The 25559-nt window shown below is 71.4% G+C and carries 24 protein-coding genes and 2 pseudogenes; 16 read left to right on the top strand and 10 right to left on the bottom strand.

Annotated elements, in window-relative coordinates:
- Nucleotides 1-76 precede the first annotated feature (76 nt).
- Nucleotides 77-1177 carry an Rv2231c family histidinol phosphate aminotransferase CobC gene (gene cobC, locus IE198_RS27385; RefSeq protein WP_189891252.1) on the top strand — a complete coding sequence of 367 codons (1101 nt, stop codon included), beginning with the start codon at nucleotides 77-79 and terminating at the stop codon, nucleotides 1175-1177.
- A gap of 64 nt (nucleotides 1178-1241) precedes the next feature.
- Here the strand turns inward: cobC and IE198_RS27380 are convergent, their stop codons facing one another.
- Both IE198_RS27380 and IE198_RS27375 read right to left on the bottom strand, forming a co-directional pair.
- Entirely contained in the window at nucleotides 1242-2189 is a 948-nt protein-coding gene (locus IE198_RS27380) for an SCO1860 family LAETG-anchored protein (protein WP_308426864.1), read from the bottom strand.
- A 307-nt stretch (nucleotides 2190-2496) separates the two neighbouring features.
- The gene (locus IE198_RS27375; protein ID WP_189891247.1) at nucleotides 2497-3582 is read right to left on the bottom strand and encodes an amidohydrolase family protein; all 1086 of its coding nucleotides are present in this window, start codon (nucleotides 3580-3582) and stop codon (nucleotides 2497-2499) included.
- 163 nt (nucleotides 3583-3745) lie between these two features.
- Between IE198_RS27375 and IE198_RS35610 the strand changes: the two are divergent.
- The 5 genes and pseudogenes from IE198_RS35610 to thpD form a co-directional block, all read left to right on the top strand.
- Nucleotides 3746-4027: pseudogene (locus tag IE198_RS35610) on the top strand (alanine--glyoxylate aminotransferase family protein); the annotation flags it as partial.
- A 356-nt stretch (nucleotides 4028-4383) separates the two neighbouring features.
- Entirely contained in the window at nucleotides 4384-4914 is a 531-nt protein-coding gene (gene ectA, locus IE198_RS27370) for a diaminobutyrate acetyltransferase (protein WP_189891245.1), read from the top strand.
- Nucleotides 4915-5007: 93 nt separating this feature from the next.
- Nucleotides 5008-6276 carry a diaminobutyrate--2-oxoglutarate transaminase gene (gene ectB, locus IE198_RS27365; RefSeq protein ID WP_189891243.1) on the top strand — a complete coding sequence of 423 codons (1269 nt, stop codon included), beginning with the start codon at nucleotides 5008-5010 and terminating at the stop codon, nucleotides 6274-6276.
- Nucleotides 6277-6306: 30 nt separating this feature from the next.
- Nucleotides 6307-6705, top strand: a complete 399-nt coding sequence (locus tag IE198_RS27360; protein WP_100106535.1) for an ectoine synthase — start codon at nucleotides 6307-6309, stop codon at nucleotides 6703-6705.
- Nucleotides 6706-6709: 4 nt separating this feature from the next.
- Nucleotides 6710-7606, top strand: coding sequence for an ectoine hydroxylase (gene thpD / locus IE198_RS27355; protein ID WP_189891240.1), 897 nt, complete (start codon nucleotides 6710-6712; stop codon nucleotides 7604-7606).
- Between the two features lie 247 nt (nucleotides 7607-7853).
- Here the strand turns inward: thpD and IE198_RS27350 are convergent, their stop codons facing one another.
- From IE198_RS27350 to IE198_RS27340, 3 genes are all read right to left on the bottom strand, one after another.
- Nucleotides 7854-8915 carry an aminotransferase class V-fold PLP-dependent enzyme gene (locus IE198_RS27350; RefSeq protein ID WP_189891238.1) on the bottom strand — a complete coding sequence of 354 codons (1062 nt, stop codon included), beginning with the start codon at nucleotides 8913-8915 and terminating at the stop codon, nucleotides 7854-7856.
- A gap of 72 nt (nucleotides 8916-8987) precedes the next feature.
- On the bottom strand, nucleotides 8988-9713 hold the full coding sequence (locus tag IE198_RS27345) for a DsbA family oxidoreductase (RefSeq protein WP_189891236.1): 726 nt from the start codon (nucleotides 9711-9713) through the stop codon (nucleotides 8988-8990).
- A 235-nt stretch (nucleotides 9714-9948) separates the two neighbouring features.
- Entirely contained in the window at nucleotides 9949-10422 is a 474-nt protein-coding gene (locus IE198_RS27340) for a GNAT family N-acetyltransferase (RefSeq protein WP_189891234.1), read from the bottom strand.
- 105 nt (nucleotides 10423-10527) lie between these two features.
- On the opposite strand from IE198_RS27340, the gene IE198_RS27335 reads away from it, so the two are divergent.
- The gene (locus tag IE198_RS27335) at nucleotides 10528-10962 is read left to right on the top strand and encodes a nuclear transport factor 2 family protein (RefSeq protein ID WP_189891232.1); all 435 of its coding nucleotides are present in this window, start codon (nucleotides 10528-10530) and stop codon (nucleotides 10960-10962) included.
- 52 nt (nucleotides 10963-11014) lie between these two features.
- On the opposite strand, the gene IE198_RS27330 is transcribed toward IE198_RS27335, so the two are convergent.
- Complete coding sequence (locus IE198_RS27330) at nucleotides 11015-11623, bottom strand: DUF1349 domain-containing protein (protein ID WP_189891230.1); 609 nt, start codon at nucleotides 11621-11623, stop codon at nucleotides 11015-11017.
- A 5-nt stretch (nucleotides 11624-11628) separates the two neighbouring features.
- Nucleotides 11629-11855 (bottom strand): annotated as a pseudogene (locus IE198_RS35605) (aldehyde dehydrogenase (NADP(+))); the annotation flags it as partial.
- Nucleotides 11856-12193: 338 nt separating this feature from the next.
- Here IE198_RS35605 and IE198_RS27325 point away from each other — a divergent pair.
- The 7 genes from IE198_RS27325 to IE198_RS27295 all read left to right on the top strand — a co-directional run bounded on the left by IE198_RS27325 (nucleotide 12194) and on the right by IE198_RS27295 (nucleotide 18502).
- On the top strand, nucleotides 12194-12964 hold the full coding sequence (locus IE198_RS27325) for an IclR family transcriptional regulator (RefSeq protein WP_189891228.1): 771 nt from the start codon (nucleotides 12194-12196) through the stop codon (nucleotides 12962-12964).
- A 2-nt stretch (nucleotides 12965-12966) separates the two neighbouring features.
- Entirely contained in the window at nucleotides 12967-13437 is a 471-nt protein-coding gene (locus IE198_RS27320) for a GNAT family N-acetyltransferase (protein ID WP_189891225.1), read from the top strand.
- A 463-nt stretch (nucleotides 13438-13900) separates the two neighbouring features.
- A complete protein-coding gene (locus tag IE198_RS27315; protein ID WP_189891223.1) occupies nucleotides 13901-14878 on the top strand; it encodes a hypothetical protein in 978 nt (325 codons plus the stop codon).
- Nucleotides 14875-16143 carry a sensor histidine kinase gene (locus tag IE198_RS27310; RefSeq protein ID WP_189891221.1) on the top strand — a complete coding sequence of 423 codons (1269 nt, stop codon included), beginning with the start codon at nucleotides 14875-14877 and terminating at the stop codon, nucleotides 16141-16143. The genes IE198_RS27315 and IE198_RS27310 overlap by 4 nt, the downstream gene beginning before the upstream one ends.
- A complete protein-coding gene (locus tag IE198_RS27305; protein ID WP_189891219.1) occupies nucleotides 16140-16796 on the top strand; it encodes a response regulator transcription factor in 657 nt (218 codons plus the stop codon). The genes IE198_RS27310 and IE198_RS27305 overlap by 4 nt, the downstream gene beginning before the upstream one ends.
- Nucleotides 16797-17039: 243 nt before the next feature.
- Nucleotides 17040-17258 (top strand): hypothetical protein, encoded by a 219-nt coding sequence (locus tag IE198_RS27300; RefSeq protein WP_189891217.1) that lies wholly within the window; start codon nucleotides 17040-17042, stop codon nucleotides 17256-17258.
- 44 nt (nucleotides 17259-17302) lie between these two features.
- Nucleotides 17303-18502 (top strand): TerD family protein, encoded by a 1200-nt coding sequence (locus tag IE198_RS27295; RefSeq protein WP_189891215.1) that lies wholly within the window; start codon nucleotides 17303-17305, stop codon nucleotides 18500-18502.
- A 68-nt stretch (nucleotides 18503-18570) separates the two neighbouring features.
- On the opposite strand, the gene IE198_RS27290 is transcribed toward IE198_RS27295, so the two are convergent.
- Nucleotides 18571-18801 carry a hypothetical protein gene (locus IE198_RS27290; RefSeq protein WP_100106545.1) on the bottom strand — a complete coding sequence of 77 codons (231 nt, stop codon included), beginning with the start codon at nucleotides 18799-18801 and terminating at the stop codon, nucleotides 18571-18573.
- Between the two features lie 274 nt (nucleotides 18802-19075).
- Nucleotides 19076-20530 carry an alkaline phosphatase PhoX gene (locus tag IE198_RS27285; RefSeq protein WP_189891213.1) on the bottom strand — a complete coding sequence of 485 codons (1455 nt, stop codon included), beginning with the start codon at nucleotides 20528-20530 and terminating at the stop codon, nucleotides 19076-19078.
- Between the two features lie 109 nt (nucleotides 20531-20639).
- Between IE198_RS27285 and IE198_RS27280 the strand changes: the two genes are divergently transcribed.
- Nucleotides 20640-21407 (top strand): SDR family NAD(P)-dependent oxidoreductase, encoded by a 768-nt coding sequence (locus tag IE198_RS27280; protein ID WP_189891211.1) that lies wholly within the window; start codon nucleotides 20640-20642, stop codon nucleotides 21405-21407.
- Between the two features lie 476 nt (nucleotides 21408-21883).
- Here IE198_RS27280 and IE198_RS27275 read toward each other — a convergent pair whose 3' ends face one another.
- Nucleotides 21884-23338 (bottom strand): hypothetical protein, encoded by a 1455-nt coding sequence (locus IE198_RS27275; RefSeq protein ID WP_189891209.1) that lies wholly within the window; start codon nucleotides 23336-23338, stop codon nucleotides 21884-21886.
- 311 nt (nucleotides 23339-23649) lie between these two features.
- Here IE198_RS27275 and IE198_RS27270 point away from each other — a divergent pair, with 311 nt between their 5' ends.
- Complete coding sequence (locus IE198_RS27270; RefSeq protein ID WP_189891207.1) at nucleotides 23650-25497, top strand: DUF8508 domain-containing protein; 1848 nt, start codon at nucleotides 23650-23652, stop codon at nucleotides 25495-25497.
- Nucleotides 25498-25559 lie beyond the last annotated feature (62 nt).

Below are 25559 nucleotides of genomic sequence, written 5' to 3'. Positions count from 1 at the left end.
CGTTCGAACCCTCACATTTCCCCCCACACCCAGGAGACTTCCGTGATCAGATCTCCCCGACCACGACACGGCTGCCATGTACGCGCGCGCTGAGCATCCCGAGCGCCCGGAGGAACCGGGGCAGTGCTTCGGCGGGCACGATCTACGGCACCACGGCGACGCGGAGGTGCGGGACGGGGCCGCGGACCTGATCGATCTCGCGGTCAACGTCCGTACCGGGACGCCACCGAGCTGGCTGCGCGAGCGCATCACCGCATCGCTCGGCTCGCTCGCCGCTTACCCGGACGGCCGGGCGGCCCGTGCCGCCGTCGCCCGCCGGCACGGGCTGCCGGAGGAGCGGGTGCTGCTGACGGCGGGGGCGGCGGAGGCGTTCGTGCTGCTGGCGCGGGCTCTTCCGGTGCGGCGACCGCTCGTCGTGCACCCGCAGTTCACCGAGCCGGAGGCGGCACTGCGGGACGCCGGCCACCGCGTGCATCGGCTGCTGTTGCACGAGGAGGAGGGCTTCCGGCTCGACCCGAAGGCCGTACCGGACGAAGCGGACATGGTCGTGATCGGCAATCCGACCAACCCGACGTCGGTGCTGCACCCGGCCGAGGACGTCGCCCTGCTGGCGCGGCCGGGACGGCTGCTGGTGGTGGACGAGGCGTTCATGGACGCGGTGCCGGGCGAGGGTGAGGCCCTGGCGGGGCGCACCGACGTCCCCGGGCTGGTGGTGCTGCGCAGCCTCACCAAGACGTGGGGGCTCGCGGGTCTGCGCATCGGCTATGTACTCGCCGAACCGGAGACGATCGCGGCGCTGGAGCGGGCACAGCCGTTGTGGCCTGTGTCCACGCCGGCGCTGGTCGCGGCCGAGGCCTGCATGGGCGCGGCGGCGCTGGCGGAGGCGGAGGCGGCCGCGCGCCGCATCGCGGCGGACCGGGCGCATCTGCTGGCGGGGCTGGCCGAGTTCGACGAGGTGAGGGCGGTGGAACCGGCCGAGGGCCCGTTCGTCCTCGTACGGGTGCGGCGTGCGGCTCAGGTACGGGAGCGGCTGCGGCTGCTCGGGTTCGCGGCCCGGCGCGGGGACACCTTCCCCGGACTCGACGACGACTGGATGCGGCTGGCGGTACGCGACCGGGCGACGACCAACCGCTTTCTGCAGGCGCTCGACCAGGCGCTGGCGATGGTCGGTCACTGAACGCACGCCGCAACGCACGACCGGGCCCCTCCCCTCCTGAGGGGCCCGGTCACCGCGCCGGCCGTCAGCCCCTGGACCGGCGGCGGGCGAGGAAGGTCGCCGCGGCACCGGCGGCGAGAAGGACGGCCGCGCCGCCGGCGAGGTAGGGCGTCGTGGAACTCCCGCCGGTCTCCGCGAGGTTGTCCTGGGCGGGCTCCTCACCGGACTGGGCGGAGATGCCTTCGTCGGCCGGCTTCCCGGCCGGCTCCTCGTCCGCGGGGGGTGCGGGCTCGGCGGGCTTTACGGGCGCCTTCGGTGCGTCGGTGGTTTCGCAGGTCGCCTCCGCGAGCGTGACCTCGCCCCCGACCTCGGCGACGTTCAGCTTCAGAGGGTCGACGGCGACCTTGAGCTGTAGCGCTGTCGCGGCGGCCGTACGGGAGGTCGTGTGCGTCCTCGACAGCTCGAGGCTCACCTCGCCCACGCCCGGCACCTCGACGCGGGTCGGCCCGCCCGCGCTGAGCTCGACCTTCTTGCCGAGGACCTTGACCCTGCCGAGGACGTTCGATTCGGCGACGGGCCGGGCGCCTGCCTCGCAGACGGCCTTGGAGGTGACCTGCTCCACCTCGATCAGCGACAGCAGCGGCAGGCCGGGCACATGGATCCTGGCGTTGACCAGGTTGCTGTGCGCCTCGGCCCTGCCGTCCTCCACCGTGGCCCTGGCCGTGGCCACGTCGGCGCGCAGAAGCTGGACGGGCCTGTCCCCGTCGACGCCGTCCAACTCGACGCTCAGCGCGGTCTTCTCGGCGCTCCCGGGCGCCCGTACCTCGTTGAGGGTGGTCCTCAGCGGCACCTGCGCGGTCTTGTCGAGCAGGGAGACGTCCAGGCCGGTGCGGAGCACGACCGCGGAGGCCCTGCCCTCGCCGCCGGTGGCGTGGGCGGGGGCGGCGAGTGCCACGGGCACAGCGGCCAGTGCGACGGCGGCCGTCACGGCGGCGGCCTTGCGTGCGGGCATGCGGAAGGTGTTGCTGTTCACGGTGGTGAAACCCCCACAGAGACATGGCGTCGCCCGCCGTCCCATGGGGACACGTGGACGGCGGCGACCAGACACCGAAATCTTTACGCACGGAGAGTGAACTGACAGACACCTGAAGCGAGTTCACTCCAAAGTGGGGTTTCTGAGCTCGCATTCGATTACCGAGGCACAGGCGTTCCTCTGCACCCCTCCCGTCACGGCCTCAGGAGTGGCGCGCCGGTCACCGGAGGCGGCGCGCGTGAAGTGCTTCAACGACGGGAACGGGCGCCGGGTCACGCTCGGTCAACCCGGCGGCATCGCCGCCCCGTCAGTCGATGACCCGCCCGTTCAGGATCACCCGGCGCGGTGCGGCGAGCACACGCACATCGGCCCGCGGGTCCTCGTCGTAGACCACCAGGTCGGCCGGAGCGCCCTCCTCGAGCGCCGGGCGCCCCAGCCAGCTCCTGGCCCCCCAAGTGGTCGCCGACAGCGCCTGGAGCGGCGGAATGCCGGCCTTCACGAGTTCGGCGACCTCCGCGGCCACCAGCCCGTGCGCCAGGGAGCCGCCCGCGTCCGTGCCGACGAAGACCGGGACACCGGCGTCGTAGGCCGCGCGCACGGTGTCGTAGCGGCGCTCGTACAGGCGGCGCATATGGGCAGACCAGGCGGGGAACCTGGACTCTCCGCCCGCTGCGAGGGAGGGGAAGGTGGCGATGTTGACCAGGGTCGGGACGATGGCGACGCCCCGCTCCGCGAAGAGCGGGACGGTCTCCTCGGTGAGGCCGGTCGCGTGCTCGATGCAGTCGATGCCGGACTCGACGAGGTCGCGCAGCGAATCCTCCGCGAAGCAGTGCGCCGTCACCCGGGCGCCGAGGCGGTGCGCCTCCGCGATGGCCGCCTCCACGACGCCGCGCGGCCAGCAGGCGGTCAGGTCGCCGGCGTCGCGGTCGATCCAGTCGCCGACGAGCTTGACCCAGCCGTCGCCGCGCCGGGCCTCCTGCGCCACGTAGGCCACCAGGTCCTCGGGCTCGATCTCGTGGGCGTAGTTGCGGATGTAGCGGCGGGTGCGGGCGATGTGCCGGCCCGCCCGGATGATCTTGGGCAGATCCTCACGGTCGTCGATCCAGCGGGTGTCGGACGGCGATCCCGCGTCCCGGATCAGCAGCGTGCCCGCCTCCCGGTCGGTGAGAGCCTGCTTCTCGCTGGTCGCGGGGTCGACCGGGCCGTGCCGGTCGAGACCGACGTGGCAGTGGGCGTCGACCAGTCCGGGCAGCGCCCAGCCGTGCACGGTGACCGCCTCGGCACGTGGACGCTCGAAGGTGATCCGGCCGTCCACCGCCCACACCTCGTCCCGCACCTCCTCGGGCCCGACGAGCACCCGCCCCTTCACATGCAGCACCGTGTGATCGCTCATGTCAGGAACTGTACGAGGCCCTCGGTAGTCCCGGGCGAGAGCCCGAACACTGTCCGAACACCGCCTGGAAACATCATGCAGGGCGAGGCGCTGCTGCCCCTAAAGGGCTGCATCCGCGGCAGCGCGCACCCCGGTTCGACGGCGCTGAACGTGGTCACCGGCGCACGCGGCGCGGGACGCGGCCCCGGTGGCGACGACGCCGCGCGCCCCGGCCGGAGTGGACGCCCGCGACCTGGTGGCGAAGGCCTGGCCACCGACCCGTCGCTGCCGTTGATCGCCGGGGGCGGTGCCGTGGCCGCGGAGACCGGGTCCACCACTACGGCGTGGACGCGACCCGGGCGTCGTGCGGTCCTCGCCGGCGGCCTGGGCGGTGCACCTGTCCGGGCACGGCAGGGCGGTGGACCTCGAGGCCGCACACCGGGCAGCCGGCGAGAGCTGGAAGTGACTGGTCCCGACCGCTTTTCGAAAAACGCGCATTTCATAGCGGCCCAGAGCATCGCACATAAATACGGGGAGCAAATTCCAGTAAATAGCTCCCCGCATTCTGCTGCCCCCGATCGCCACGGCTAAACGTGCGGATTCATATCAGTTCGCGGGGCGGTTCGATCATGTGTCAACCGGGTTACCGACATGTGACCGACACCACAGAGAGGGCGCTTTGCCCGGATATATTCGGGCATATACGCGCGATCGCGCGGTGATCGGCGTCGAGCTCGCGCCCGCGCGATAACACAACGGCTCTCGCCACCCAACCCCCTGGCCCGATGCAATCTCGGAATTTGCTCGGTAAATTGAATCGACATGACCGCCGCACAAGAAGACCTTGTACGAGCCCGAGACGAATTCCTGGAGATCGGCACCCCACGAGTGGAGGACGGAGCCGCGATCTGGCGCATCGCCCGCGACTCCGAGGTCCTGGACCTCAACTCCTCGTACAGCTACCTGCTGTGGTGTCGCGACTTCGCAGCCACATCTGTCGTGGCCCGCGGCCGTGACGGCGAACCCATCGCCTTCGTCACCGGATACGTACGCCCCGACCGCCCAGAGGCGCTCGTCGTCTGGCAGGTGGCCGTCGACCGTGCGCACCGCGGCCGGGGGCTGGCCGGCGTCCTGCTGGACGCACTGACCGCCAAGGTCACCGGCGGACACGGGGTCCGCGAGATCGAGACCACCATCACCCCGGACAACACCGCCTCCGACGCCCTGTTCACCTCCTACGCCAAGCGCCATGGAGCATCCCTCAGCCGCGAGGTCCTCTTCGACGGCGGGCTGTTCCCCGAGGGAACGCACGAGCCGGAAGTGCTGTACCGCATCGGCCCCGTTGCCGCGTGACGCGTACCGCGAGCCGCGTGCCGGCACGCCGTGCCGCACGGGCCGTGTGATCCCTGACCTCTCGCGCCCGACCCCCACTCCCTGGAGTTCGCTGTGACCATCACCCCGCCCGCCCTGAGCGTCTTCGAGACCCTCGAGTCCGAGGTGCGCAGCTACTGCCGCGGCTGGCCCGCCGTGTTCGACCGCGCGCAGGGCAGCCACCTCCACGACGAGGACGGCCACACCTACCTCGACTTCTTCGCCGGCGCCGGATCGCTCAACTACGGGCACAACAACCCGGTGCTGAAACGCGCCCTGATCGACTACATCGAGCGTGACGGCATCACCCACGGCCTGGACATGGCCACCACCGCCAAACGTGCGTTCCTGGAGTCGTTCCAGAACGTGATCCTGCGGCCGCGTGACCTGCCGTACAAGGTCATGTTCCCGGGCCCGACGGGCACCAACGCCGTCGAGGCGGCGCTGAAGCTGGCCCGCAAGGTCAAGGGGCGCGAGGCGATCGTCTCGTTCACCAACGCCTTCCACGGCATGTCGCTCGGCTCGCTCGCCGTCACCGGCAACGCCTTCAAGCGGGCCGGCGCCGGCATCCCGCTGGTGCACGGCACGCCGATGCCGTTCGACAACTACTTCGACGGCCAGGTGCCGGACTTCCTCTGGTTCGAGCGGCTGCTCGAGGACCAGGGTTCCGGCCTCAACAAGCCCGCCGCCGTGATCGTCGAGACGGTCCAGGGCGAGGGCGGCATCAACGTGGCCCGCGCCGAGTGGCTGCGCGCGCTGCAGGAGCTGTGCCACCGCCAGGACATGCTGCTGATCGTCGACGACATCCAGATGGGCTGCGGCCGCACCGGTGGCTTCTTCTCCTTCGAGGAGGCCGGCATCGTGCCGGACATCGTCACCGTCTCCAAGTCCATCAGCGGCTACGGCCTGCCGCTGGCGCTCACGCTGTTCAAGCCGGAGCTGGACATCTGGGAGCCGGGCGAGCACAACGGCACCTTCCGAGGCAACAACCCGGCGTTCGTGACGGCCGCCGCCGCGCTCAACACGTACTGGGCCGACGGCCAGATGGAGAAGCAGACCATCGCCCGCGGTGAGCAGGTCGAGCGCGCGCTGCTCGCGATCGTCGACGAGATGGGCGGCGAGGGCGTGAGCTTCCGCGGCCGTGGCCTGGTCTGGGGCATGGAGTTCGACGACAAGCCGCGTGCGTCCGCCGTCTGCGCCCGCGCCTTCGAGCTCGGACTACTGCTGGAGACCTCGGGACCGGAGAGCGAGGTCGTGAAGCTGCTGCCGCCGCTGACCATCTCCTCCGACGAGTTGGACCAGGGTCTGCGCATCGTGGCGCGCGCCGTCCGCGAGACCGCCTGACCACCTGCCACCGAAAGGTAAAGAACCACTGTGATCGTCCGATCGTTCAAGGACATCGAGAACACCGAGCGCCATGTGAAGTCCGCTTCCGGCACCTGGGAGAGCAAGCGCATCGTGCTCGCCAAGGAGAAGGTCGGCTTCTCGCTGCACGAGACCGTGCTGTACGCGGGCACGGAGACGTCGATGTGGTACGCGAACCACATCGAGGCCGTGCTCTGCGTCGAGGGCGAGGCCGAGCTCACCAACGACGAGACGGGCGAGACCCACTGGATCGAGCCCGGCACGATGTACCTGCTGGACGGGCACGAGAAGCACACGCTGCGACCCAAGACCGACTTCCGCGTGGTCTGCGTCTTCAATCCCCCCGTCACCGGACGGGAGGACCATGACGAGAACGGTGTCTACCCGCTGCTGACCGAGGAGGGCTGAGCAAATGACCACCGCACCCGCACGCACCGACCTGTACCCGACCCGTGGCGCCTCCGAGGTGCTGACCCCCCGCAAGGACCCGGTCGTCTGGTCCGCGCCCGGCTCGCTGGGGCCGATCGACACGGCCGACCTGATGGGCTTCGAGAGGGACGGCTTCCTCACCGTCGACCAGCTGATCGGTGACGACGAGGTCGCTCGCTACCACTCCGAGCTGGAGCGGCTGATCAGCGACCCGATGGTGCGCGCCGACGAGCGCTCGATCATCGAGCCGAAGTCGCAGGACGTGCGGTCGGTCTTCGAGGTCCACAAGATCAGCGAGGTCTTCGCCTCGCTGGTTCGCGACGAGCGGGTGGTGGGCAGAGCACGTCAGATCCTCGGCTCCGACGTGTACGTCCACCAGTCCCGTATCAATGTGAAGCCGGGCTTCGGCGCCTCGGGCTTCTACTGGCACTCGGACTTCGAGACGTGGCACGCCGAGGACGGTCTGCCGAACATGCGCACCGTCTCCGTCTCGATCGCGCTGACCCAGAACTTCGACACCAATGGCGGTCTGATGATCATGCCGGGGTCGCACAAGACGTTCCTGGGCTGCGCGGGCGAGACGCCGAAGGACAACTACAAGAAGTCGCTGCAGATGCAGGACGCCGGCACGCCGTCCGACGAGGCGCTGACGCGTTTCGCCGACGACCACGGCATCCGGCTCTTCACCGGCAGGGCCGGGTCCGCGACCTGGTTCGACTGCAACTGCATGCACGGCTCGGGTGACAACATCACCCCGTATCCGCGCAGCAACGTCTTCATCGTCTTCAACAGCGTGGAGAACGCGGCGGTCGAGCCGTTCGCGGCGCCGGTGCCGCGGCCCGAGTTCATCGGGGCGCGGGACTTCACGCCGGTGCGCTAGCCCGTCCTGGCACGCGGAAGGGGCCGGTCTCTGGGAGAACGGCCTCTTACGCGTGGCCTCTTCGGCACGTCCGTCATGCCGAAAGGGTCCGTCATGCCGAAAGGCCTTGCTTCACAGGCCCCTGAGCGGGGCGGGCACCCCGCCCGGCAGCACGGTGAAGAACCCGCCCACGACGGGGACCATGAGCCCGGCCCGCCGGCCACGACGGCCGCCCACCCCTGGTCCATCCGCTCCCCCTTCCGCACGCTCAGCCCACGAGGAAGTCCAGCGCCCGCTCGACGTCCGCGGGCGAGTTGTAGAGGTGGAAGGTGACGCGCAGATTGCCTGCGCGTCCCGAGACGAGGATCCCCGCCCGGCACAGTTCCTCCGCCCGGTCACCGAGGCCGGGGACGGCCACGATCGCCGACTCGCCCGCCACCGGTTCGAGGCCGTGCCGCCTGAGCCCGGCGCTGAACCGCCCGGCCAGCGCGGTGTCGTGGGCGTGCACGGTCTGGATACCGATCTCCTCCAGCAGCGCCAGCGACTGTTCGGCCGCGTGGTACGGCAGATAGGCCGGGGTCTCGTCGTAGCGGCGGGCGGAGCGGGCCAGCTCGGTGATCGGACCGTACATGCTGTCGGCCTGCCCCGGCCGCTCGGCCGCGAACGTCCCGGCGTGCGCGGGCGGCAGCGACTCCTGAGCCTCCTCGGTCACGGTCAGGAAGGAGACGCCGCGCGGGCAGAGCAGGAACTTGTAGCCGGCCGTGACGGTGAAGTCCCAGGCTGCCGCGTCCAGTGGCAGCCAGCCCGCCGACTGGCTGGCGTCCAGGAGCGTACGGGCCCCGTGGGCCGCCGCTGCCGCCCGTACGGCCACCAGGTCGGCGACCCTGCCGTCCGCGGACTGCACGGAAGAGAGAGCGACCAGGTCCGTGCCGGGGCGGACCGCCTCGGCGAGCTCGTCGAGCGGGACCTGGCGCAGCTTCAGGTCGCCGCGGACGGCGAACGGTGTGACGAGGGAGGTGAACTCCCCCTCGGGCAGCAGCACTTCCGCACCGGACCGGAGCGAGGCCGCGATCAGTCCGGCGTGGACGGAGACCGAACCGCCGATGGCGACCCGCCCCTCGTCCACCCCTGTGAGGCGGGCGAAGGACCGGCGGGCCGCGGTCACGGCCGAGTAGTCGCCGGAGCCACCCGGCCTCCCCTCGCCGAGCTCTTGTGCGAGCGCCTTGACGGCGTGGACCGACCGGCGGGGCAGCAGGCCGTTGACCGCTGTGTTCAGATACGTCGTGCGCGGCGCGAACTCGGCGTCGATCAGCGGCTTCGAGATCTCCATGGCACCACCCTGCGATGCACGGCCCACCGGGTCAATCACGCCTTGCTGCACGGAACCGTTCAGAGGCGCCGATCAGTGGACCGTTGCTTCGGTGGCGGCGGCCGGGACCTCGCAGGCTCCGTCGGCGTCGCACGCGGCCGCGCCGCCGGGGGGCGTTACCGAGCGGCCCTGCCAGGCCTGCTCCAGCGCCTGAGTGAACAGCTCGGCGGGCTGCCCGCCGGAGACCCCGTACCGCCGGTCGAACACGAAGAACGGCACCCCGGTGGCGCCCAGCTCGGCCGCCTCACGCTCGTCGGCCCGCACGTCGTCCGCGTAAGCGGCCTCGTCGGCCAGGGCCCGGCGCGCCTCCTGCTCGTCGAGCCCGGCCTCCGCCGCGAGCGCGACGAGCACCTCCGGATCGAAGACCGACCGCTCCTCGGCGAAGTTCGCCCGATAGACGAGGGTGAGCAGCTCGTCCTGGAGGCCGCGTGCCTTGGCCAGGTGCAGAAGCCGGTGGATGTCGAAGGTGTTCCCGTGGTCACGGCCCTCGGTGCGGTACTCCAGCCCCTCGGAGCGCGCGGTGGAGGCGACGTGCTCCTCCATGGCGCGGGCCTCCTCGCGGGTGCGGCCGTACTTCTTCGCAAGCAGGTCGACGACCGGGGTGGTGTCGTGCCCTGCGCGGTTCGGGTCGAGTTCGAAGGAACGGTGCACGACCTCGATCTCGTCGCGGTGCGCGAAGGCCTCGAGTCCCTTCTCGAAGCGGGCCTTTCCGATGTAGCACCAGGGACAGGCGATGTCCGACCAGATCTCGACGCGCATGCTTCTTCATCACTCCAGGGTCGTGCCATGGCGGTGGCTACCGGGCGGGGGCACGGAGGGCGCCTCCGCACAGAGCTCAACAGGAACCGCCCCCGGCTCATTCCGCCCCTGCCGGGACCGGCGAGGTACGCGTCCGTCGCACCCGCCGCCAGTGCTGCGCGGACAAACATCCCCGGTGGTGGGCGGCCCCCGCGTACGGCGAGTGCAGGTCATGACGGCCAAAGGTGGCCCTCGCCTACGCCGCGGACGGGACCGAGAAGCGGAGGATCAGGTGATTGCCGGCGTGCGGGTCCTGCGGGTCCGGGTACCAGCCGTGGTGGGTGTAGAAGGCCTGGGCGCGCTCGTTCTTCTCGAAGACCTCGAGGCGGGCGGTGGTCACCTGGTCGCGCTGCCACGCCGCGACGACCGCGGCGTGGAGTTCGCTGCCGACGCCCGAGCGCCAGTGCCCCGGAGCGACGTGGAGCTGCGAAAGGGTCATGACGCCCTTGCGATCACCGAAGGCGGCCACCCCGCAGACGGCCCCGTCGCGTATCGCGCACAGGACGGCGCCGCGCCCGATCGCGTTCTCCCAGCCCGTCCGGGTGCGGGCGTGCTCGGCCGGGCTGTCGAAGGCCTCATCCGGGATGTGGCCCCAGTAGTACGTGGCGCGGGCCTCCGCGTGAAGGGCGGCGATGGCGTCGAGGTCGGCGGCGGCGGCGATCTGGATCATGTGGGAGGAGACGTAGCAAGGGCAGCGGCGGTTGCGGGCCCGTGCGCATCGGCGGCAACAACTGTCCTTGACCTCAAGCGCAGTTGAGGGTGAACGCTCGTACTCATGACCCCACAGACGGATCACATCGAGATCACCACGCTCGTCAGCCGGCTCTTCCGCGCCCTTGACGCACGGAAGTTCGCGGACGGCTGGGCCGACGGCTACTTCACCGGCGACATCCGCATGATCGCCCCGGTGGGCGTGTACGACGGCCCGGCGGCCGTGCAGGGCACCGAGGAGGCCGTCGGGCGGTTCGCCCGTACACAGCACATGGCCTCCGACGTGCTGACCGACGTCGACTCCGCGTCCGGAACGGCCCGCGCGTCATGGAACGCCCTGATGGTGCACCTCCACCACGAGGGCCCCGACCCGCTGTTCACCGTCGGCGGGCGCTACGAGGCAGATCTGCGGCGCACGGACGACGGCTGGCGCTTCAGGCGGATGTCGGTCGAGGCCGTCTGGACGACGGGGCGTCCACCGGTCCTGCCGTCGGCATGACGCCACCCGCCCGAGGGGCCCGGCCTGCGACGCCGCCGGCCGGCGGGTGTCGTCAGGAGCCGTCGCGCAGCCCTTCCGGCCAGCTGTCGCGGTACTCGATGCGGTCGAAGGAGACCACGCAGCCCTCGCCCACCGGCGACTGGGCCATGAAGCCGACGAGCGCCGCGCCGGCCCGGTCCTCGTCGCCGAGCGTGAAGATGCGGACGAAGGTCCAGCGCTCGCCGTCCGTGGACGCGTGGAAGGCGAACGCCTTTCCGGTACGGCTGATCCGCAGCCAGACGCTGTCGCCGTCCACCACGAAGGAGTTGGCGTCGTCCGAGTGGCCGCGGGTGACGACCGTGCACACGGTGGGCCTGTCCGGGGAGAGCTCCAGGCAGAGCTTGGCCCACTCCTGTTCGGTGACGTGCAGATACAGCACGCCCGCGTCGAAGGCGGCCGCGAAGCCGACCTTGACGCGGGCGATCAGCTGGAAATCGCCCTCCGGGGCGCCGAGCAGACGGGGCGCGTCGGAGGCCGGTTCGAGGGAGTGGCCGGTCGGCGGGACGAAACGATCCTGTCGGGGGCCGGCCCAGGCGGTCAGCACACCGTCCTCGTAGGACCAGTCGGCCTCGGGACCGTATGCCCGCAGCGGGAAGGGGAGATCGGGCAGCTTCAGTTCCATGACGGTCAGTGTTGCAGTTGGCCGTCGACGTGCCGTGGAAGTGCGTGCGGGTTGTCGTCGCGGAGCTCCGGTGGGAGCAGTGGCTGGGCGTGTCCTGGTAGGTGACGGGGCGGAGTGAGCGTTCGACGGCGCTGGTGCCGAGGGAGGTGGAGGAGGGGCCGCCGGGGTGCTGAGCGGGGGCGACGGCGACGCCGGTGGGCCAGGCGTCGACCAGGACGCGGGCCGGGCCGGGGTGAGGGGGCGTCGACGTCGGGCAGGGCAGTGCGTGCGGCGACGCCGGCCAGGAGGTTTCCCGCATCCGCTCATCCGGAGCACCCCGGGCGCGGTGTCGCCCAGGGCCGCCGCCCGTACCAGAGCATCGACCCCCTCAGCCGTGGCCTTCACGCAACCCGCTCAGGCCGCTTCCCGGTTCGGCCTCGACACTCCAGACTGGTGGTGCTGCAACCGCCGGCTTCCTCCTGTCCTCTGCCACCCATCCGCTCGTTCGGTATTCTGAACGGTGTTCCTGGTGATGAATTGCTGGGGACTCTGTTTCCGGGCATGCGCGCGGTCGGGAAGGGGCGTAGAGCAATGCCAGTCGCAGATTCCGGTGGAGCACAGGTCAAGTCCGCGGTGCGGACGGTCGAGTTGCTCGAGTACTTCGCCGGGCGGCCCGGGATGCACTCGCTCGCCGCGGTCCAGGAGGCCGTCGGCTACCCCAAGTCCAGCCTGTACATGCTGCTGCGCACGCTCGTCGAGCTCGGCTGGGTGGAGACGGACGCGACGGGTACGAGGTACGGCATCGGGGTGCGCGCCCTGCTCATCGGCACGTCGTACATCGACGGCGACGAGGTCGTGGCGGCCGCAAGGCCCACGCTGGACCGGCTCTCCGACGACACCACCGAGACCATCCACCTGGCGCGGCTCGACGGCACGAACGTGGTCTATCTGGCGACCCGGCAGTCGCATCACTATCTGCGCCCCTTCACCCGCGTGGGACGGCGGCTGCCCGCGTACTCGACATCGCTCGGCAAGGCGCTGCTCGCCACGTACAGCGACGAGCAGGTGCGCAGGATGCTGCCGGAGACGCTCGCGCCGCTGACCGAGCACACCATCACCGACCGCGAGAAGCTCATCGAGGAGCTGCACCTCGTCCGTGAGCGGGGCTACGCCGTGGACCGTGAGGAGAACACCCTCGGGCTGCGCTGCTTCGGCATCGCCGTCCCGTACCGGACGCCGGCCCGGGACGCGATCAGTTGCTCGGTGCCGGTGGCCCGGCTCACGCCGGCGCACGAACAGATGATCAAGGACGCGCTGTTCGACGCGCGCGACCGGCTCACGCTCGCCACCCGGAGGCTCTGACCATGGACGTCGTTCTGCGCGAGGTCCACGACGGCGACCTGCCGATCTTCTTCGGGCACATGAGTGACCCGGAATCCAACCGGATGGCGGCCTTCACCAGCAAGGACCCCACCGACCGGGCCGCGTTCGACGCCCACTGGGCACGGATCCGTATATCCGACGCGGTGGTGCGGACCGTGGTCGCCGACGGCGCCGTGGTCGGTCACACCGCGGTGTACGGGCCACCGGAGGAACGTGAGGTCACGTACTTCATCGACCGCGCGCACTGGGGGCGCGGCATCGCCACGCTGGCGCTGCGCGCACTGCTGGACACGGTGCCGGTGCGCCCGCTGCACGCACGGGCCGCGGCGGACAACGCGGGGTCGATCCGGGTACTGCGCAAGTGCGGGTTCATGGTGACGGGACGGGACCGGGGCTTCGCGAACGCGCGCGGTGAGGAGACGGACGAGGTGCTGCTGACGCTGGGGCGGTGACTTTCCTCCACGTGACTTTCCCTCACCCGCCCTTCCCCGGACCGGGGCCTCGCCCCGGGCCCCGCCGCGGGGGCTGACGCCTCCGCACGCGGCAGCTCCGCGCCACAGCCCCGGCGATCCCCGCCCGGGTATGCGGCGGCGGGAGCCCCGGGCCGGGGTCCGGTATACGGAGGCGGAGCCCTCGGGAAGGGGTCCGGGCCGAGCCCGGTTTCCGGGAAGGGGTCCGGGGTCAGGGGTGGAGCCATGGGTCCGGGTGGAGGCCGGCTTCCGGAGGGGCGGGGAGGGGAACGGCTGCGCGCAGCGGCACCACTCCCGTGCGTCACAACCGGCCCTCTGACGGGAACACCACCGGCGCACACAGCCCGGCCGGGTCCACCCCGCAGGGAGTGTCTCCGCCGCGAGGCGGAGGGAAATCGTCGTGCGGCACGACGTGGCGCGGGGCATAGGGCGGGAGGGTGGGGGCATGACAACAAGCACGGCCGGGCCCGGCCTCTCACCACAGCCCCGCCCCGTCAGGTCCACGCTGCGCGCCGTCGCGATCGTGGCCTGTGTTCCGTACCTGGCGCTCAAGACCGCGTGGGTCGCGGGCAGCCGCCTCGGCATTCCGGCCGACAGCGTCCTCCTGGAGCACCGCGCACTGATGATCTTCGCCAACAGCGTCACCCTGTTGATGGACGCTGCCGTCGTGGTGCTGGTACTGCTGCTCACCCGCCCGTGGGGGCAGCGCGTGCCGACCCGGCTGCTGGCAGTGCCGATGTGGGCCGCGACGGGGCTGCTCGCGCCGATCATGGTCGGCTTCCCGCTGCAGTGGGTCGGCGTCGCCTTCGGCGGCACCAAGATGCAGGAGGCGGCCGAGGAGCCGTTCCTCCACGACTGGGTGTTCAACGTCGTCTACGGCGGTTTCATCGTCCAAGGCCTCGCCCTCGGCGCGCTCTTCGTGCTGTACGCCAGGGACCGCTGGGGTCGTCTGCTGCGGGGCATGGTGTGGGACCTGCCGTCCCGTGCGACGGGCTCCGCCATGCGGACGAGCGCCGTCGCGGGCTCCCTGGCGGCCATGTTCCCCGCGGCCATGCATGTGCTGTGGGCCACCGGCTCGACGGCCGGGCTCCCGGCCGACCGGATCGCGGAGCCGACCACGGACTTCTATCTGCTGGAGGGCTCCCGCGTCGGGTTCGTGGCCGTCGCCGTCACCGGCGTGCTGCTGCTCGCCTTCCGACCGCTTCCCACCTTGTCCGTGCGGCCGCCGCTGACGATGGCCTGGATCGGGGCGAGCGCGATGGGCGCCTGGGGCGGCTGGATGCTGCTCGCCTCGCTCATGCCTCAGACCGACGGGGCAGAGAGCTCCTCCGCGATGCTGATGCTCACCTACGCTGGGGAGATGATCTCCGGCCTGCTGCTGACCTGGGCCGTCGCCCTGCTGCTGCGCAGGCGTGGCGCATGACCCGGGCGGGCTCGACCTGGCGGGCCGCCGGCCGGGCGCTGTTCGGCCTGCGGGCGCGGCTGCGCTGGGTCCATCTGGTGCTCGGCGGCGCGCTGTTGATGCCGTTCTGGCTGGTCGGCATGGTGATCCTGGGTCCGCTGAGCGGCCCCCAGGACATGTGGTCGGCCTCGCCGGCGCTGCTTTTCGGGGCGTACGCCGTGGCTCTGCCGCTCGCCGCGGTCGCCGGGCTGTTCCCGACGGCCAGGCCGCTGTCGGCGGACGTTGCCCGCGCCCTGTGCGGGGTGCCGGGCGAGCGGCTCGCGCACGGCCAGGCGCGCACGCGGGCCGCGCGCGTGCGCACCGCGAGCTGGTGCACCCTGCACATGGGTGTCGGGGCGCTGGTCAGTGGGGCGTCCCTCGCACTGCCGCCGTTCGCCGCCGCTCTGATCGCCGCGCCGGTTTTCCCCGGGGTGCGGGAGTACCTCCAGGTCGAGATCTCTGTCTGGTCGGCGGTACTGCTGCCGCTCACGGGGACCGGGATGCTGCTGGCGCTGGCGGCCACGTCCGCCGGCGCCGGGGCGCTGCTGGCCCGCCAGGCGCAGGTGCTGCTGGGGCCCACCCCCGCCGACCGGCTCGCGGCGGCCGAACGCCGGGCGACCGAGCTCGCTGAACGCAACCGCCTCGCCCGCGAACTGCACGATTCCGTGGGCCATGCGCTGTCCGCGGTCACCCTGCAGGCGGGCGCTGCCAGAAAGGTGCTGGACAGCGACCGGGCCGGCGATGTGGAGTTCGTACGGGAGGCGCTGGCCGCGATCGAGGAGACCACCCGGCGCACGGTGGGCGAACTGGACGCCGTGCTGGGCCTGTTGCGTCAGGACGGCGCCGGGGGTGCCGACCAACTCGGCGGACCGACGCTCGCGACGCTCGCCGGACTGCTGTCCCGCAGCGGCGTCCCCGTCTCGCTGCACGAGGAGGGGACGCTCACGGCGGTGGCGGCGCCGGTCTCCCGTGAGGCGTACCGGATCGTCCAGGAAGGGCTGAGCAACGCCCTTCGCCATGCCGGGGCCCCACCGGTGACACTGTGGATCGCCGCACATGACGAGGAGTTGGAGATCAGGATGGAGAACCCGCTGCCCGAGCGTGCCCCGGTGGAGCGCCCCGGAGGCGGCCGCGGACTGTGCGGCGTCGCCGAACGGGCCGCGCTGCTCGGCGGCCGTGCCGAGGCCGGACCGCAGGGAGGGGTCTGGCGGCTGTCCGCCCGGCTGCCGCTGGAGGGGCGCCGATGAACACGGTCCGGGTGGCCCTCGCCGACGACGAGCGGATGGTCCGCACAGCGCTGCGTGTGATCCTCGACGCCGAGCCCGACCTGGAGGTCGTCGGCGAGGCGGCGACCGGTGCGGAGGCGGTTTCCCTGGTGCGGGAGGTGCGTCCCGACGTGGTGCTGATGGACGTGAGGATGCCGGAGGTCGACGGTATCCGCGCCACCGAGCAGATCCTCGCCGCGATGGACGAGCCGCCGCGGATCGTGGTGGTGACGACGTTCGAGAACGACTCGTACGTGTACGACGCGCTGCGAGCCGGAGCGGCCGGCTTCCTGCTGAAACGGGCCGCGGCCGAGGAACTGGTGCAGGCGGTGCGGCTGGTCGCGCGCAGCGACTCCCTGTTGTTCCCGTCGGCCGTGCGCTCACTGGCAGCCGAGTACGGCCGCACCCGGCCCGCGCCCGCGCCGCGGTGGGCGGCGCGGCTGACCGAGCGGGAGGCGGAGGTGCTGCGGCTGATGTCCACCGGGCTGACGAACGCGGAGATCGCCGGCCGGATGGGCGTGGGCACAGCGACGACGAAGACCCATGTCGCCGCGGTGCTCGCCAAGATCGGCGCACGGGACCGCACCCAGGCGGTGATCGCGGCGTACGAGTCGGGCTTCATCTCGCCCCGCTGACCGCGGGCCGGCCGGCGCTGCGCCGCGGACCCCCGCATGAGGAAGTCCTGAGAAAACGGGCGTACAGGAACGAACCGCTGCCCGCCGCTCGTCCTCGTACGGGATGAACAAGACGATCAGGCGTGCCGCCGTCTTCAGTCTGCTGCTGGTGTGCGTCCCCTGCCCTGCTCAGTGTCCGGCTCCCGGCCCCCGCGCCGGGAAAACCACGTGCCGCTGGGATGCGGGCCCGTCAGGATGACGGCCATGGCGAGACCCTTCGGATTCGGATTCACCCAGCTCGGTGACCGCACCGTCACCATCAGCCACCGCGGCCGCACAGCGGGCACGCTGCGCGGGACACGTGCGGAGAAGTTCCTTAAGGAGGTCGGGTCCGGGGACGCCCAGCTGGTGATGGCGCGCTGGACCGGCGCCTACAGATTCGGCAATGAGCGCCTGGCGCGCAATCATCCCCGCAACAGGTGACAACGGTAAGGGAACGGTAAAGCGGACTCGCTCGTTACCCAGTCATGACAGCTATGACCCCCGGCTCGAACATCCCCCTCACCGCAGCGCGCGTGGCGGTGGACGTCGCCGCTCCGGTGCGGCTCGACGTATCGGGCCTGCTGCTCACCGCCGATGGCAAGGTGCGCTCCGACGACGACTTCATCTTCTACAACCAGCCCCAGGGCCCCGGCGTCAGCTACCGCTCCGGCGGCGGTACGGCACCCGACGCGATCGTGGTGGACACCGCGGCCGTGCCGCCCGGTATCGAGAAGATCGTCGTCACGGCCAGTCCCGACGCTGCGGGCCAGACCTTCCAGGGCATCGAGCCCACCGCCACCATCCGCAACGGCGACGACGGCAGCGCCATCGCGACCTTCACCCCGCCCCGGCTCGGCACCGAGACCGCACTGGTCGTCGTCGAGATCTACCTGCGCAACGGCGTATGGAAGGCACGCGCGGTCGGCCAGGGCTATGCGAACGGCCTGGCGGGCATCGCCACGGACTTCGGCGTCTCCGTCGACGAGGAGCCGGCGGCCGTCCCCGCCCCGGCGGCACCTCCCGTCGCCGCCGCCCCAACCGCCGACCCGCGGATCGCGGCGACCCCGCCGCCGCCCGCCGCCCCTCCGGCCGCCCCTGCGGCCACCGGCAAGATCAACCTGGACAAGGGCCGGGTCAGCCTGCAGAAGAACCAGACGGTGTCGCTGGTCAAGGGCGGCCGGCCGCTGCTCTCCCAGGTCAAGATGGGCCTCGGCTGGGAGCCCGCCTTCCGCGGCAAGGACATCGACCTCGACGCCTCCGTCATCGCCTACGGCCCGAGCCGCAACCACCTTGACAGCTGCTACTTCGGCAAGCTCTCCATCCTGGGCGGCTCCATCAAGCACTCCGGCGACAATCTGACCGGCGAGGGCGCGGGCGACGACGAGGTCATCGTCGTCGACCTGGGCAGGCTGCCGGCGGACACGACGGGGCTCGTCTTCACGGTGAACTCCTTCTCCGGCCAGAAGTTCACCGAGGTCGCCAAGGCCTACTGCCGGCTGATGGACGCGACCACGGGCGAGGAACTGGTCCGCTTCGACCTGACCTCCGCCGAGCCGCAGACCGGCGTGATGATGGCCAAGCTGATCAAACAGTTCTCCGGCGAGTGGGAGATGACCGCCATGGGCGACTTCGTGAAGTCGCGCACCGTGCGCGGCATGGTCAAGCCCGCCGCCCAGGCGCTCTGAACGGCCGCGGGGCGCCCGTCACTGTGTGACGGGCGCCCCCGGCATAGGAACTGCTCGAGAAGATGTGCTCAGAGTTTGGCCAGTTTGGAGAACGGACTGAGGATGCGTCCCTGTCTGCCGGAGAAGTCGACAAGCACCGCGGCGTTGTCCCCTTCCACGGCAAGGACTCTCCCCAGACCGAACTGATCGTGGGACACCCTGTCCCCCGCTTCGTAACACTCGATCGGCGGCTCCTCCAGGGGCGGACGGTTGAAGGGGCTCGAGGGCAGGTGGCGCCGGGAACCGGCTGACTTTGTCATTGCTGTCAGTATGCGCCCCCGGCGCCGCAACCCGCCACGCCCGAGCGCCCTCACTTCCACGGCCGGTCGGCGGCTCCCCCCGTTCGATCAGCGGCACCACACGGAACGCCGCGTCGCCGAGCCCACCGAAGATGTGCCGGGCCGCACCCACGAGGGGCCGTGCCGAACCGCATGAGGGCGGCCTCCGCGGCCCGGATCGCACCGCCGTAGCGGCGACCGCATCGATCCGGCCGCCGGCGCCAGCGTCCGTCTCGGCGCGCCCGGCAGCAGCTCCTCAGTGCCCAGGCCCCTGGCGCTTCCACGGGCCGGTGATGGCGAACATGATGCCCGGCGTCTGGATGCTGGCGTACAGGGTGTGCCTGTCGGGCGAGAAGACGACGCCTGCGAACTCGCTGTAGTCCGGGTCGTCCGCCGTCCCGACATTCAGCTCGTTGCGGGCGATCGGGTACGTACGGCCGCTGTCCGTGGCGCCGATCAGATGCTGAACGCCGTCGCCGTCCTCAGCGATGATCAACCCGCCGTACGGGGAGACCGTGATGTTGTCCGGGCCGTCGAAGGCGCCGTCCTGCGACGGATCGGGGTTCACGCCGAGCAGCACCTTCAGCGTCAGCGTCCGGCGGCGCGGGTCGTAGAACCAGACCTGTCCGTCGTGCTGCCCGGGGCTCTCCTCGCGGGCGTACGAGGAGACGATGTAGGCACCGCCGTCTCCCCACCACATGCCTTCGAGCTTGCGGCCGCGGGTGACCTCACCGTCCTTGAACTGCTTGCGGACGGAAGTGGTGCGCGCGTCACGGTCGGGGATTTCGGTCCAGTCCACGCCGTACACCGTGCCGATCTTCGTGGCACGGGCAAGGTCGTCGACGAAACGGCCGCCGGAGTTGTAGCACTTGGCGGCCTGCAGCACGCCCGCGTCGTCGGCCAGGGTGCGCAGCTGTCCGCGGCCGTGCTTGAAGCCGTGCGGCGGCACCCAGCGGTAGAGCAGACCGTTCGGGGTGTCGGCGTCCTCGGTGAGATACAGGTGGCCTCGCTTCGGATCGACGACGACGGCCTCGTGCGCGTAGCGTCCGAGCGCCTTGACCGGCTTCGGCGCGCGGTTTGCGCGGCGGTCGTAGGGATCGACCTCGAAGACATAGCCGTGGTCGTGGAGCAGGCCGTTCTTGCCGGCCCTGTCCTCGGTCTCCTCACAGGTGAGCCAGGTGCCCCATGGCGTCGACCCGCCCGCGCAGTTCTGCACGGTGCCCGCGACGCCGACCCACTGCGCGATCCGGCCGCTGCGGTGGCTCTCCACGACGGTGCAGCCGCCGGGCGCGGCCGGGTCGTAGACCAGGCCCTCGGCGAGCGGCACGGGGTGCGCGACCTTGGCCCGCTCACCCTTGAGCTCGTGGTTGACGACCAGCAGGGTCACTCCGCGCGGCCCCTCGAACGTCGCGGTGCCGTCGTGCTTGCCGGGGGTGAACTCGCCGGACTCCAGCTTGGTGACGCCGGTGCGCGTCACGACCCGGTACGAGAAACCGGCGGGCAGCGCGAGGAGGCCGGCCGGGTCGGGGATCAGGGGGCCGTAGCCGGGGCCGAGACGGCCATGGCCGTCGCCCTCGCCTTCGGCCCCGGCCGTCGCGTCCACCGCGAGGGCACCGGGAGCCGTGGCGAGCGCGCCGACAAAACCGGTGAGGGCCACGCCCGCACCGGTGAGAGCGGACTGCTTGGTGAATTCCCTGCGGGTGAGCGACATCGATGTCTCCTTCAGGGCGCTTGCGGCCGGCTGATGTGTGGCACACCCTCGTGGCCGCGTATAAACGGCACTTGAACGCCGTACGACACCGAAAGAGGCCTCCGCTGTCATGAATCTGCCCAGCAACGGACGCCGCGTCCTGATCAGCGGAGCGACGCGGGGACTCGGCCGCGCCGTCGCCCACGCTTTCGCGGCGAACGGCGACCGGGTCGCCGTCCACTACGGCAGCCGCGAGGACGAGGCGCGCCGCACCCTCGACGTCCTGCCCGGGGCGGGCCATGTGCTGGTGGGCGGCGACCTCTCCGACGCGTCGGGCGCGGCCGACGTGGCCGAACGGGCCTTCGCCGGGCTCGGCGGCATCGACGTCCTCGTCAACAACGCCGCCGTCAATGTGCGGCATCCTCTCGCGGAGACGCCGTACGAGGAGTGGGTCGCCGTCTGGCAGCGGCACGTCTCCGTGAACCTGCTCGCCACGGCGAATCTCAGCCATTGCGCCGCACGGCGCATGATCTCCGACGGGACGGGCGGCCGGATCGTCAACATCGGCTCACGCGGGGCTTTCCGCGGCGAACCCGACCATCCGGCGTACGGCGCGACAAAGGCGGCGGTGCACGCGCTGGGCCAGTCTCTCGCCGTGTCCCTCGCGCCCTACGGCATCGGCGTCGCCTCCGTCGCCCCCGGCTTCTTCGACACGGAACGCGTCGCGGACCGTCTGAACGGCCCCGAGGGCGACGCCATCCGGGCGCAGAGCCCCTTCGGCCGTGTCGCCTCGGCGGACGAGGTCGCATCGGCGGTCCTGTGGCTGGCGTCGCCGGAGGCGGAGTGGTCGTCCGGTGCGATCCTCGACCTCAATGGCGCGTCCCACCTGCGCACCTAGGACCTCTGGAGCCTGCCGGGCTCGCGTGGCCCGATCCAAACGGAAGACCCCGGCCCTCGGCGGGGGCCACGCTTGCGGCGCGACCGGGCCCTTGGGCGGGCGACGGACCGGGTTCATGCTTCATGGCGTGGCCCCGTCCTGCATGCTTGCGCCCGGGTGCCGCTCCGGCACTGCCTTCCGTGTTCGCCTCGCCGTGGCCGCCGGCGCCCTATGTCCCGAACACGCCCCCTGCGTCCCCTCCCCGGCCAACCGTCCCGCTCCCGCCGGGGGGCCGGCGCGGGTGGGGAGATGTGCCCACCCGAAGGGGCAGGTTGGTTTGGGATGTCGCCACCCCGCCCCTTTCTGCCGTACCGATGTGCGGCTCCGCCGCAGTGGCGGAGCTCCGCCCGGACCCGCTTCCGGAGCCCTCGCCCTCCCGGCCCCGGATCCGACCCCCCTCACCCCCGGACCCGGCCCGCTACCGAGGGGCGCGAGCGTCAGCGGGCCGAGCGGGACTTGAAGGCCGCCTTGCGCGCCTCCTTCGCCGTGGTCTTGTCCCGGTGCAGCCGCCCCATCGCCTCCAGCACGTCCGCCGTCGACGGGTGGTCCACCCGCCACGCCGCGTCGAAGAACCCGCTGTGCCGACCGACCAGTTCCTCCACCAGGTCCTGGAGGTCGGCGGCCTCGCCGCCCGCCTCGAGCTGTGCGGCGATCGTGTCGATCGCGAGCCAGAAGATCATCGACTCCGGCGGCGGCGGCACGTCCGCCGCGCCCCGTTCCGCGAGCCAGACGCGGGCGAGGCCGCCCAGCTGCGGGTCGTCGAGGACGTCGCGCACGGCGGGCTCCGCGGGCAGCCCGACGAGGGAGAGCCCCTGCTGGCAGTGGAGCCGACGCAGCGGCGCGCCCCGGTCGTCGCCACGGGCCGCGGCGAGGAGTTCGCGGGCGGCGTCGGCGGGCGTGCGCCGGGCGAGCCACTGCTCGGTCTCGGCGCGGGCGGAGATCTCGGGGAACCGGGAGAGCCCGTCGAGCAACACGTCCGCGCCCTTGTCCGCGAGGTCGCCGACCGCGGGCGCGTCGACTCCGGCTTCGAGCAGGCGGGACCTGACGCCGTAGAGCCCGAGCGGGGTGAGCCTGACCATGCCGTACCGGGTGACGTCCTCTTCGTCGACGAGCGGGCCGGCGGAACCCTCCTCCGCCATCAACGCCTCGTCCACCGGCCGGTATTCGACGAGGCCGACCGGCTCCAGCAGCCGGAACTGGTCGTCGAGGCGCATCATCGCCTCGGAGACCTGCTCCAGGACGTCGTCCGTCGGCTCGCCCATGTCCTCGGGGACGATCATCGACGCGGCGAGCACGGGCAGCGGGATCTCCTCGCCGGCGCCGCCGTCGGTGACCGTCAGCAGGTAGAGATTGCCGAGCACTCCGTCGAGGAAGGCGGCCTCCGCCTCCGGGTCCCAGTCGAGCGCTTCGAGGTCGACCTCCCCGTCGTCGTCGATGACGTCGGCGATGTCGTCGAGCACGGGCGCGATGGCGTCGGCGAAGACGACGTCCAGGGCGTCCAGCCACAGGCCGAGCACGTCCTGCGGCGAACCGCCTGTGACGAGCCCCAGGTTGGCCCCCGCGACAACGCCTCCGGCGTCGCCGGACTCGCCGGCATCTGCGGCGTCCGCGCTCTCCTCGACGTCGACGAGCCCGGTGTCGACGGCCACGCGCCACGCCTCGCTCGCGTATGCGGGGCCTTCGTCGTCCGCTCCGCCCAGGCCCAGCGCCTCCGCCGCGTCCGGCAGCTGCTCGACGACGAGTTCGCCGCCGACGCCGACCCTGGTCCGCGGGCCCGCCCAGCGGGCGAGCCGTACGGCACGGGCCAGCAGCGGGGTGGCGAGCGCGTCCCGCGCCAGCTCCGCGTCCGAGTGCAGCCGTACCGGCGGCAGGGTGGGGCGGTCTTCGGGCATCAGGTGGGTCTCCTCCGCGGCGTACCGGATCCGGGCGGCCCAGGGTCTGTCCGGTGGATCAGGGTCGGACAGACCTCGTGGGCGACTGGACGGGCTCAAGCGTAGACGTAATTCGTGCCGCTTCGCCGCGCCCGCCCCAAGGCCCGCCAGGCCCGGCGGTGCGCCCCTCGGGTTCATCGCCCCTTCTGTTGCCGTACACCCGTCGGCTCTTGACAAGTGGTCTGCTCAGCCAAGAGATTGACGCGCGTAGAACCTGCCGGCCGTCCGACACGGCCCGCGGACCCCTCATCCCTCACCTCCGGAGAACCTTGATGCTTTCCTCCGTCGTACCGAGAACCTCCGCCGTCGCGGCCGTCGTCGCCGCCGCGCTGGCCGCGGGCCTGCTCGCGGGCTCCGCGAACGCCTCCGCGGCGGACACCGACACCGCCCCCCAGGTACGGATCCACGACATCCAGGGCAGCACCCGTATATCCCCGCTGGTGGGCCGTCAGGTCGCCGATGTGCCCGGCATCGTCACAGGTGTGCGGACCTACGGCTCCAGGGGTTTCTGGTTCCAGGACCCCGAGGTCGACGGCGACGCCGCCACCAGCGAGGGTGTCTTCGTCTTCACCGGCTCGGCACCGAAGGTCGCGGTCGGCGACCGGGTCACCGTCTCCGGCACGGTCACGGAGTACGTCCCCGGCGGCACGTCCTCCGGCAACCAGTCGCTGACGGAGATCACCCGGCCGACGGTCACCGTGGTCTCCTCCGGCAACGAGGTGCCCGAGCCGGTCACCGTCTCCGCCTGGTCGGTGCCCTCCGCGTACGCCCCGGAGGGCGACCCGGCGTCGGGCGGCAGCATCAACGGTCTGCCGCTCGCCCCACGCGAATACGCCCTGGACTACTACGAGTCGCTCGAGGGCGCCAACATCCGCATCGGGACCTCACGCGTGGTCGGCGCGACCGACCCGCACGCGGAGCTGTGGGTGACGGTCAAGCCGTGGGAGAACGACAACCGGCGCGGCGGCACGGTCTACGGCTCGTACGAGTCGCAGAACACCGGCCGGCTGCAGATCCAGTCGCTGATCCCGCTCGCCGAGCAGCCCTTCCCGAAGGCGAACGTGGGTGATGTGCTCGCGGGCACCACGGAAGGCCCCCTGGACTTCAGCCAGTTCGGCGGCTACACACTCACCGCCCGTACCCTCGGCACGGTCCACGACCGCGGCCTGGAGCGCGAGAAGACCCCGCGGCAGCGTGGCGGCGAGCTGGCTGTGGCCACGTACAACGTGGAGAACCTGGACCCGTCCGACCCGCAGGAGAAGTTCGACGCCCTGGCGAAGGCCGTGGTCGAGAACCTGGCCTCGCCGGACATCCTCGCCCTCGAGGAGATCCAGGACGACACCGGCGCCAAGAACGACGGCACCGTGTCGGCCGCGGGGACGCTCAAGAAGTTCACGGACGCGATCGTCACGGCCGGGGGACCGGCGTACGAGTGGCGTTCCGTCGACCCGGAGAACAACCAGGACGGCGGCCAGCCCGGCGGCAACATCCGTCAGGTGTTCCTCTTCAACCCGGAGCGGGTCTCCTTCACGGACCGCGCGGGCGGTGACGCCACGACCGCGACCGGTGTCGTGCGGGAGCACGGCCGGGCCGCGCTGACCCTGTCACCGGGCCGTGTCGAGCCGGCCAGCGACGCCTGGGAGGACAGCCGCAAGCCGCTGGCCGGTGAGTTCACCTTCCGCGGCCGTACGGTCTTCGTCATCGCCAACCACTTCGGATCGAAGGGCGGCGACGAGTCGCTGGTCTCGCACCACCAGCCGCCCATCCGTTCCTCCGAGGTGCAGCGCCTGAAGCAGGCGCAGGCGGTGAACGCGTTCGTGAAGGACATCCTGAAGGCCGACCACAGGGCGGACGTGCTGGTACTGGGAGACATCAACGACTTCGAGTTCTCCCACACGACGCAGGCCCTGACGGACGGCGGCGCCCTCTGTCCGGCGATCAAGTCCCTTCCGCGGTCGGAGCGTTACTCGTACGTGTACCAGGGCAACAGCCAGGTGCTGGACCAGATCCTCACCAGCCCGTCGATCGACCGCTTCAGTTACGACAGCGTGCACATCAACGCGGAGTTCGCGGACCAGGACAGCGACCACGACCCCCAGGTGCTGCGTTTCCGCCCGTAGCCGGTGTCAGGCGCGGGGTCCGCTCACCTCTGCGGGCCCCGCGGTCGGATCAAGTAGCGCTG

This window comes from Streptomyces xantholiticus (assembly GCF_014651015.1).
GTDB lineage: Bacteria > Actinomycetota > Actinomycetes > Streptomycetales > Streptomycetaceae > Streptomyces > Streptomyces xantholiticus.
This window is presented reverse-complemented; position numbering and strand designations above follow the sequence as displayed.